This window comes from Brochothrix sp. (genome assembly GCF_017549435.1).
GTDB classification, from domain to species: Bacteria; Bacillota; Bacilli; order Lactobacillales; family Listeriaceae; genus Brochothrix; species Brochothrix thermosphacta.
Genome location: NZ_JAFYUW010000145.1, coordinates 1 through 8,945, shown reverse-complemented (window position 1 = coordinate 8,945; position 8,945 = coordinate 1). Strand labels below are relative to the sequence as shown.

Genomic DNA, 8,945 nt, shown 5'->3' with positions numbered 1-8,945 from the left:
TTATACATTAATCAGAACAGTTTATAATACATTCAAAAAATACGTCATTAAGCGCATTTTTGCATTCCGTCTACAAAGTAGCAAGCCACATTCCTAGAAAATTAAAAGCACTTCTTGACTGATATTTTCAAAGAGTGCTCTTTTAGCGGTAGTCTGAATCGTACAACTCTGCTTTGTTTTTAAGTAGTAATTTCCAATACATTTTTAGTTTACGATAAATCTTCTTATCTTCTGGGCGTGAAGTATTATAGCGGTTCATGAGCTTGATACGTGTTTGATTGAGCGAGCGCATCACTAATTGAACTAAATGGAAAACGATCAATAATGACAATTGCGGTTGGGAAAACGTCTCTAATTAGAAACGTATAAGGTGCATTCATATCTACCACTATAGTTTTTACAGAAGCTCTCGCTTCATAGGAATAATTTTAAAAATAGTCCTTCAAATGATGCAATCTTCGAGTAGGCAAGATATCTATAATTTCATGTTTTCTTTCATCAGTGAAAATTCACCAACGCCATAAATTATAGAGCTAAAATTTTGTAGACAGAGCTCACTATAGGTAAGTTTTACAAACTACATGGTACTTTTCACAATCAAACATGGATGTAGTGAGCCTTAACCAATTGCTAAGCATGTTGTGTCTATTGAGTTTTTTGCTTTAAATCCCCCATCGTATGCTTTTATCAGTTATCGCCTCTCCTTTTAAAATCAAAAATAGTTAACAACTTTTACTCTATTTATATAAAAAGTTCACAAAATGAAATGAAAGCGTTACCAATTAAAAAGAAGTAAGAAAATGAAAGTATATACTAGATTGTATACAGTATGAATAAGTTCAAAAGTATAACTAAAAACTGTACCACTTATCGTACTGTATAAAAGTTATTTTCATTGAACAAATATAAAATTTTTAAAAAGAGAGGAGCATGTTCAAAAAAAGTTAAATTATATGTATGCTTTAACAAGCGCTTATATCGAAAAACACTCAATAAGAATTTAAAATCTAATTAAAAGAGGGATGAATTTATGAAAAAATTAATTACAGCAGGTCTTATGGTATCTTTATGTATGGTTGGTCTTCAAACAGTTAATGTTAATGCTTCGACAAATAATCATCAGATATCAACAGTAAAATCAACAAACATCAATTCAGAAAAAGAACAAGCTATGGCAAAAAACACTCTTTTGCGTGATATTAAAGTGATTTCTTTAAAACAATGGAATGCCAATATTTTTAAAATCGCAACTATGTCAACAAACAAACAACTACAAGAATTTAATGATTACTTCATTTTCACTATACTAACAACGCCTCATGGTTCAGTAAAATAATTAAAACAGAATGTATTGATGGATAGTAATTCTTTCCATAAAAAACACTAAAGGATGCAAATTCCCACTAATCAATTGGGAATTTGCATCCTTGTTTTTTTATAATCCACGGTTAATATGTTTTTCTTTCAAATACGAACAAGACATTTAACTCTATTAAAATAAATAACTAGTTCTAAAAACACTTTTCTTTATGATGATTTTTTAATAGAACTTCTATACAATGAATTATATTTTCGAAAAGATCACTCTCATTTACTACCCACATTCTATAAACCAAAAAACTCACTAGACATGGAAGCTAAAATTCCTTAGTCTAGTGAGATACTTCTAATTTATCATTCCAAATGTGCTAACATTTTAGACACCCATCAAGATGCATTTATTAAATATAATACAGATTATCTGATGGATAGACTGGATCACAGGTGATATCTAAACCTAATTTACGGAGTGTTTGTTCATCATTATCATTCAACATCACTGTCGAATGCGCTTGAACGCCATTTAATTCAGATAACTTATCGTAAGCTAACTGCGCCGTTGGGTTTGTTACTGCACTAATTGCTAAAGCAATTAATACTTCGCTTGCACTAAGTGCCGTAAGTTTATGATGTAACTCATTTTTTTTCATTTCTTGAATCGTTTCTAAAATAACAGGTGATAATAATAAAATCTCATCTGATATATTAGCAAATGTCTTGATAGCATTAAGAATCGCTGCCGCACAGGTATCCATCAATGCTGTTGTTTTTCCTGTGATAATACGACCGTCATTTAGCTCTAATGCAATCACAGCAGGCATATCATTGTTACCTGTCGTTTCTTTGAGACGCATTGCATAATCACGTGCAGGTTGCACAGATTTACGATCTTCTTTCTTGAGCTCAACTTCTTCCATAATCAACTTGATGCGATTTAAAGTATCTTCATCTAAAAGTCCCTTTTTAAAATCACATTCTGTGGCAAAACAACGACGAATAATTTCTTGTTTCGATGCTTCTTGAATTGCAGCATCGTCTGTAATACCAAAACCAACACGGTTAACACCCATATCAGTTGGTGAATGATAGACAGATTCTTTACCTGTAATTTTTTCAATCATTCGTTTAATGACTGGGAACGTTTCAACATCGCGATTATAGTTAACCGCTACTTCTTGATACGAATCATAGTGAAATGAATCAATCATATTCACATCTTTCAAGTCAACTGTTGCTGCTTCATAAGCGATATTGAGTGGGTGCTTCAAGGGTACATTCCAAACAGGGAATGTCTCAAATTTAGAGTACCCTGCTTCGCGACCTTGATGACTTTCATGATAAAGTTGATTTAAACAAGTTGCTAATTTACCGCTACCAGGTCCTGGTGCAGTGACAACGACAATCGGTTTTGTTGTTGGAATATAAGCATTTTTGCCAAATCCTTCTTCGCTAACAATTTTATCAATATTAGAAGGATAATCTTCAATTGCAGCGTGTTTAAACACCTTAATATCACGGCGCTCTAGCTTGTTAATAAATAATTTTGTAGAGGGCTGACCACTATAACGTGTGATGACAACACTGTTAACTTCTAAGCCAAATTCACGTAACTCATCAATTTGTCTCAAAATATCTTTGTCGTATGTAATACCATAATCACCACGTACTTTATTACGTTCAATGTCGCCTGCGTAAACGCACATCAAAATTTCTGTCTTATCTTTTAGCTTTTGTAACAATTTAATTTTGGCATCTTCATCAAATCCCGGTAACACACGTTTAGCATGTTTATCACCAATCAATTTACCGCCAAATTCTAAATAGAGTTTATCATAGTCATTAACACGTTCTAAAATATATTTTGATTGCTCTTCAATATATTTTTGTGGATCGAATCCTACTTTTGTCATTTTAAGGCCCCCGTTAATTTTGTCGCTCATTTTATTTTCCGTGTATTCAACACATTCTTCTCTATTATAGACGATTGAGATAGATTGACAACCTCTTATAGCGATTAATTCAATCGCAAAATGGCAAGGTTTTTACATAATGCGACATAAGCTATTGAGGAAGGTCTCTAAAAGACTATTCTAGAGACTTTCCTAATAATCGTAGCATCTTATCTCTACTTGATAGACTTCTCGAAAGCAGCTAATTAAGTTACATCCAACACACCAAAAATTTTATCATTACATCGTATCTTTACCCATATGAGCTTCCCATTTAGCTGTCTTCTTCTCTAACAATTCACTAAAAGTAGCTTCAGTTGCCGTATCTTCTGCTGATAATTTTTCAAACAACGCCAATGCTACCAAAATAACATCTACACATTCTTCCTGTGCATCTGCCATCGATAATTTTTTATAAACGCTGCCACTACTATTACCAGCTGATAAAATTGCTTGAGCGACTTCGCCAGTTTCTTCAGCTAATTTCAAAGCCATTTGTTCTAATGTTTTAGGTTCACGCTTTGCTAATGCTAATATTGATTGAATATTATTTTGCATGCCTTCATCCCCTTTATTTTGATTATGTATACGCTTCTTCTTTATCCGCAAACCCTTTTTCGTAGTGCAATTCACTCATTTCAACTTCTAACTTATCGCCTTGGGGGCTACAAGCATATACACCGATTTGCAGTGGTTCGGCTGTGGGTTTCATGTGAAACAAGCGGATTGTCTCCCACTTTTCACCCTCTATAGAAGTTGCAACATAAACAGTTTCGCCGATTTTTATTATTCTGAAATAATAGCTATCACGGTCAGGTACTGCCATTGTTGCCCAATCAGAAAAGCCATCTTTTGTTACAACTGAACCTAATTTATTATCTGCCTCTGGAATATATTCAACAGATGTTTTTGCCCAGTTACCTTCATCTAATCGCAACATTAATCCGGCTTGATCATACCTTTGCTGTGGCAACATTTTTATTTTCACTGAGAATAAAAAATTATCTACTGCTTCAGTACTTAAAAAATGACCATCATCACGTTTAAAACCATAGTGTGTTTGTTGCCAAAAGTCCGTGTCTTTTTTCGTTGTGACAATCAACAGCTCTTTTTCTGTATCCACCTGCATTTCTGCTGGTGCATTATACCAAGACATTGTTGGATATAAATCATTAAATGTCATACTCTTTTGCCCCCTTTATTAAAATGAGTATTCTCTCTCTTATTTTAGCATGATTGTGAGATAAACTCTTGTGGCTTCAATCCTTAGGCTGATATCTTTGCTTTCAAGCCATTCTTTGTTAGAGTGGGGGTATATTTGTGATACACTCACAGACATCATATCGTTAGTTAACATCGTTAACTCAGAAAAGGAGTTTTTTTCATGAAATTAAGTATTTTAGATCAGGCTGTTGTTCCCAAAAACACCGATGCAAGCGAGGCGCTAAACAATGCCGTTGAGCTTGCAATTGTGGGTGAAGAATTAGGTTATGAACGTATTTGGTTAGCAGAACATCATAATAACGAAGGTATTGCCAGTTCTGCACCCGAAATAACAATGGCTCATATCGCAGCTAAAACAAAACGTATTCATGTTGGTTCTGGCGGTACGATGGTGATGCATTACGCACCTTACAAGCTTGCTGAAACATTTAAAACACTCAGTGCACTTTCACCCGGTCGTGTTGATTTCGGCGCTGGACGCGCACCAGGAGGCGATCATTATTCAACTATGGCACTATCAGAAGGACGTCCACCAGCTTATGACTCCGCCTATACAAAAATTAGAGAAGCGCTCGCCTTGATGAATGACCAAATGCCAGAGAACCCACTCTATCATAATGCTTTTGCTGTGCCACTTAACGTCACACTACCCACCGCTTGGTTACTTGGTTCTACAGGTGATAGCGCCTATCAAGCTGGTCGCATGGGACTTGGTTATTCTTACGCTCAGTTTTTCACAGGGAAAATGGAACCTGATGTTTTCAAACGTTACCGTGAAAGTTTTTCACCCTCTTACTTCATGGAAAAACCTAACATCATTGTTTGTTATATGATTACTGTCGCTGAAACGATTGAAGAAGCAGAATACGAAGCATTGCCTGCTGATATCTCACGTTTAAACTTAATGAGAGGTCGGTTAGAACAACGTCTTTCTCCTGAAGAAGCACAAAATTATCCCTTAACAGAGCGTGATCGTTTGGCGATTAGTGAAAATCGTAAAGCACATCTTGTAGGTACACCTGCAATGATTAAAGATATGCTAGAAGCAGAGCAAGCCTTACACGGTTTTGATGAAGCAATGATTTTATGTCCACCTTATGCACAATCAAAACGTCTTGAAATGTACCGTTTGTTAGCAGATACCTTTATAACACAATAAATAAAAGAACCGACCTCAAAAGTTAGATCATCATCTAATTTTTTGAAGGTCGGTTTTTTGGGGGCTAACATAAGCATTACATTTAATTTGCAGCGTTAAACAGCTCGCTTTTTTTATTTTTAATCCATTCTTTTTAAAAAGTCTTTATCAATTTGCACAGCATATTTCTCCATAATTGCTGTCCAAACCTCACCTGTTGGATCACCTGTTTCAGTGAAAATCGTTTGCATTTTTTCTATTTGAGCCGCACTGATCTTATCATCAATTGCTTTACCCGAAGCAGTAACATAGACGTTTTTCTTACGTTTATCCTCACTGTTTTGAATAGTTTCGACCCACCCTTTGTCCACTAACTCTTGCATGGGACGGTTCAATGCTTGCTTGGTAATATCCAGCACATCTAATAATTCCTTCACCGTCAGACCAGGCATCCGCACTACAAAAAATAAAATACGTCGATGAACCTTGCTCAACTGATAGTGTTCAACTAAATCATCCGCTGTTTTGATAAACGAACGGTAACCAAAATAAAACAAGGCGAGCTTCTTATCAAAGTCTACTTTTTTATCTGCCAATATACTCATTCCTTCCCGCCATAATAATGTGTTAATTATAGCATATTTCAGAAAATTGAATTATAGGTCAATCAAGTTGACTTATTATACCGATAGGGCTATAGTGTAATTGAAATAGAATATTAGGAGGAGATAGACATGTATACAATTGGCGATTATTTATTAGATCGTTTAAACGAATTAGGCGTTGAAGATATTTTTGGTGTTCCTGGTGATTACAATCTCACTTTCCTAGATCATATTACTGCTCACCCACAGTTATCTTGGGTCGGAAATGCCAATGAATTAAATGCTGCTTATGCAGCAGATGGTTATGCTCGTACAAAAGGTTTCGCTGCTTTAGTGACAACTTTCGGTGTGGGTGAACTTAGTGCTATCAATGGGTTAGCTGGTAGCTTCGCTGAACGTGTTCCCGTGATTGAAATTGTCGGTTCGCCCGTATCTACAGTACAAACCGATAAGAAATTAGTCCATCATACGCTAGGAGATGGCGATTTCTTACACTTTGAAAAAATGCATGATGCGGTGACCGTTGCAAGTGCTCATTTAACCATCCAAAATGCGACTTCTGAAATTGATCGTGTGCTTACAACAGCCTTATCATTACGTCGTCCTGGTTATATTAATTTACCGATTGATGTTGCAGCTGCTCCTGCAGAAAAAGCACAAAAAAAATTACAGCTAAAAGTGACATCGCCAATCGATAGTACTCTGTTAGAAAAAATCCAAACAGCCTTGTCTTCGGCAAAACAACCTGTTTTTATTACGGGACATGAAATCCAAAGTTATCATTTAGAAGATACTGTCGCTAAAATTGCTGCGCATACAACTGTTCCTGTTGCTGCTCTTTCTTTAGGAAAAAGTAGTATCGATGAAACACACCCACAATTTGTTGGTATCTATTCAGGGGCTTTAACAGCAGAACCCTTAAAAACTTACGTAGATAATGCTGACCTTGTTATTTTACTGGGTGCGCAACTAACGGATACTGCAACCAGTGGTTTCAGTCAAAGTTTCAGTGCTTCTAAAATCATCGCTATTCATCCTGAAACAACAACTGTTTTCGGACATGATTATCCTTCAAATGACTTCAAAGAACTCGTTGAAGCGTTAACTACGATTGATTATCGTATGGAAACAAGTGCAGCGTTAAAAACAATGCCTTCTACTAAAGAATTCATTGCGACTGATACGCTCTTAACACAAAATCGTTTTTGGGAAGCGATTGAAACCAATTTCAAACAAAACGACACCATTGTTGCTGAACAAGGAACCTCTTTTTTCGGTATTACAAACACTCAGTTTAAAAAAGATATGCGTTTAATTGGGCAACCACTCTGGGGTTCAATTGGTTATACTTTCCCTGCAGCACTTGGAAGTCAACTTGCTGCTAGAAGCAAACGCCATCTTCTCTTTATCGGAGATGGTTCGTTACAACTTACCATTCAAGAACTCGGAATGGCATTACGTGCAAAATTAACACCACTTATTTTTGTTATTAACAACAATGGGTATACTGTTGAGCGTGAAATCCATGGGCCTAATGAGCGTTATAATGATATCCCTACATGGGACTATGCTCAGCTCCCAACTGTTTTTGGTGGCACGGACCAAAATGTAGCGACTTATAAAGTAACGACTGAAACAGAGTTAGCTGAAGCACTTGTAACCGCGCAAGCTGATACAACACGCTTACAATGGATTGAAGTCGTTATGGACCAAACAGATGCACCAGAATTATTAAAAGAAATGGGCCGTATTTTTGCCAAACAAAACACACACTAAAAATATTGTTAACGCTATGTAACACAAGATAGCTGCACTAAAAAAGGAGTAAACTCAAGAGTTTACTCCTTTTTGTGTTTAAAACAAAACCAGTTCGTTTAGCTATATTTGATAAACAGCTTAAGCTTCTCGTTTCATCATATGAGTGTTCAAAAAGACAATGTAATGAATGATGACATACAGTACCATTGCACAGGCAATAACTGTTTCAATGATTCCCGCCACATGTAAAAATTGTAGTTGTGGTAATTGTTTTGCACTTAATGTTAATGCTGTTGCTGATATTACCATCGGGAATGTCAACGCAGCATAACTTGGATAAAACGATAGACGTAGTACACGTGGTATTTGCAGTAATACAAACACATACAAAGCTTGAGCTAAACAAAGCAATGCAATCGCCAACCAACGAATTTCTCCACCATAAATCGTGATACATCCTGCTAGACATAATGAAGCCGGTGCAGCAATAATACCGATCAACGGGAGTGTTGCTTCTGGCATTTTTTTGTGCCAATAGACACGTTTAAATACAATTGGTAACACGATTACATACAGAGCTAATGCAATCCATAAAAAGGTTTTTCCTAGTGTTGGGTAAAAATTCAAGCTGGTAACGGGGATTACGCCAATACCAACATACATCACAAACCAACTAGGATATATTTTCCCAATATGCCAAGGAAAAACAAATCGTGCTGTAAAATAGATCATCAAACCAATGTGTAGTACAACAGCTACTAACCACAAAATTTGAGCTACAAGATGCCAACCAGCGAGCGGTTCTATGTAGGTTGCTAAAATCATTATTGCCATCGTAAATGTGGGTGTTACAGCAACGATTATTGGATTGTTAAAATCTGATCGCACATGACCTGGGTGTATCAATAGTTTCAATACTAATATAAAAACCATCACTCCACCTATAATTGC

General features: G+C 36.0%; 9 protein-coding genes and 1 pseudogene. 3 read left to right on the top strand and 7 right to left on the bottom strand.

The window, feature by feature from the left end; all coding sequences use genetic code 11:
- Positions 1-142: 142 nt before the first annotated feature.
- Both IKV95_RS11235 and IKV95_RS09640 read right to left on the bottom strand, forming a co-directional pair.
- A complete protein-coding gene (locus IKV95_RS11235) occupies positions 143-259 on the bottom strand; it encodes a hypothetical protein (RefSeq protein WP_353734613.1) in 117 nt (38 codons plus the stop codon).
- A pseudogene (locus IKV95_RS09640) lies at positions 246-407 on the bottom strand (transposase); the annotation flags it as partial. The pseudogene IKV95_RS09640 and the gene IKV95_RS11235, both read right to left, overlap by 14 nt.
- Positions 408-1,030: 623 nt before the next feature.
- Between IKV95_RS09640 and IKV95_RS09635 the strand changes: the two are divergent.
- Positions 1,031-1,336, top strand: a complete 306-nt coding sequence (locus IKV95_RS09635) for a hypothetical protein (RefSeq protein WP_287451734.1) — start codon at positions 1,031-1,033, stop codon at positions 1,334-1,336.
- A gap of 385 nt (positions 1,337-1,721) precedes the next feature.
- On the opposite strand, the gene IKV95_RS09630 is transcribed toward IKV95_RS09635, so the two are convergent.
- The 3 genes from IKV95_RS09630 to IKV95_RS09620 all read right to left on the bottom strand — a co-directional run bounded on the left by IKV95_RS09630 (position 1,722) and on the right by IKV95_RS09620 (position 4,452).
- Positions 1,722-3,230, bottom strand: a complete 1,509-nt coding sequence (locus tag IKV95_RS09630; RefSeq protein ID WP_069118595.1) for a DUF1846 domain-containing protein — start codon at positions 3,228-3,230, stop codon at positions 1,722-1,724.
- 279 nt (positions 3,231-3,509) lie between these two features.
- Positions 3,510-3,827 carry a MazG-like family protein gene (locus IKV95_RS09625; protein WP_029091081.1) on the bottom strand — a complete coding sequence of 106 codons (318 nt, stop codon included), beginning with the start codon at positions 3,825-3,827 and terminating at the stop codon, positions 3,510-3,512.
- A gap of 22 nt (positions 3,828-3,849) precedes the next feature.
- Positions 3,850-4,452, bottom strand: a complete 603-nt coding sequence (locus IKV95_RS09620; RefSeq protein WP_287451733.1) for a DUF1349 domain-containing protein — start codon at positions 4,450-4,452, stop codon at positions 3,850-3,852.
- Between the two features lie 201 nt (positions 4,453-4,653).
- Between IKV95_RS09620 and IKV95_RS09615 the strand changes: the two genes are divergently transcribed.
- Complete coding sequence (locus IKV95_RS09615) at positions 4,654-5,652, top strand: LLM class flavin-dependent oxidoreductase (protein ID WP_029091080.1); 999 nt, start codon at positions 4,654-4,656, stop codon at positions 5,650-5,652.
- A gap of 119 nt (positions 5,653-5,771) precedes the next feature.
- Here the strand turns inward: IKV95_RS09615 and IKV95_RS09610 are convergent, their stop codons facing one another.
- Complete coding sequence (locus IKV95_RS09610) at positions 5,772-6,236, bottom strand: MarR family winged helix-turn-helix transcriptional regulator (protein ID WP_029091079.1); 465 nt, start codon at positions 6,234-6,236, stop codon at positions 5,772-5,774.
- 129 nt (positions 6,237-6,365) lie between these two features.
- Here IKV95_RS09610 and IKV95_RS09605 point away from each other — a divergent pair, with 129 nt between their 5' ends.
- Positions 6,366-8,012, top strand: a complete 1,647-nt coding sequence (locus IKV95_RS09605; protein WP_120488019.1) for an alpha-keto acid decarboxylase family protein — start codon at positions 6,366-6,368, stop codon at positions 8,010-8,012.
- A gap of 120 nt (positions 8,013-8,132) precedes the next feature.
- On the opposite strand, the gene IKV95_RS09600 is transcribed toward IKV95_RS09605, so the two are convergent.
- A partial coding sequence (locus tag IKV95_RS09600) for a TDT family transporter (RefSeq protein ID WP_287451731.1) occupies positions 8,133-8,945 on the bottom strand: 813 nt, incomplete at its 5' end.

Coding starts and splice junctions, on each gene's coding strand:
- IKV95_RS09615 (WP_029091080.1), top strand. CDS start 4,654: ATGAAATTAAGTATTTTAGATCAGGCTGTTGTTCCCAAAAACACCGAT.
- IKV95_RS09620 (WP_287451733.1), bottom strand. CDS start 4,452: ATGACATTTAATGATTTATATCCAACAATGTCTTGGTATAATGCACCA.
- IKV95_RS09630 (WP_069118595.1), bottom strand. CDS start 3,230: ATGACAAAAGTAGGATTCGATCCACAAAAATATATTGAAGAGCAATCA.
- IKV95_RS09625 (WP_029091081.1), bottom strand. CDS start 3,827: ATGCAAAATAATATTCAATCAATATTAGCATTAGCAAAGCGTGAACCT.
- IKV95_RS09610 (WP_029091079.1), bottom strand. CDS start 6,236: ATGAGTATATTGGCAGATAAAAAAGTAGACTTTGATAAGAAGCTCGCC.
- IKV95_RS11235 (WP_353734613.1), bottom strand. CDS start 259: ATGAACCGCTATAATACTTCACGCCCAGAAGATAAGAAGATTTATCGT.
- IKV95_RS09635 (WP_287451734.1), top strand. CDS start 1,031: ATGAAAAAATTAATTACAGCAGGTCTTATGGTATCTTTATGTATGGTT.
- IKV95_RS09605 (WP_120488019.1), top strand. CDS start 6,366: ATGTATACAATTGGCGATTATTTATTAGATCGTTTAAACGAATTAGGC.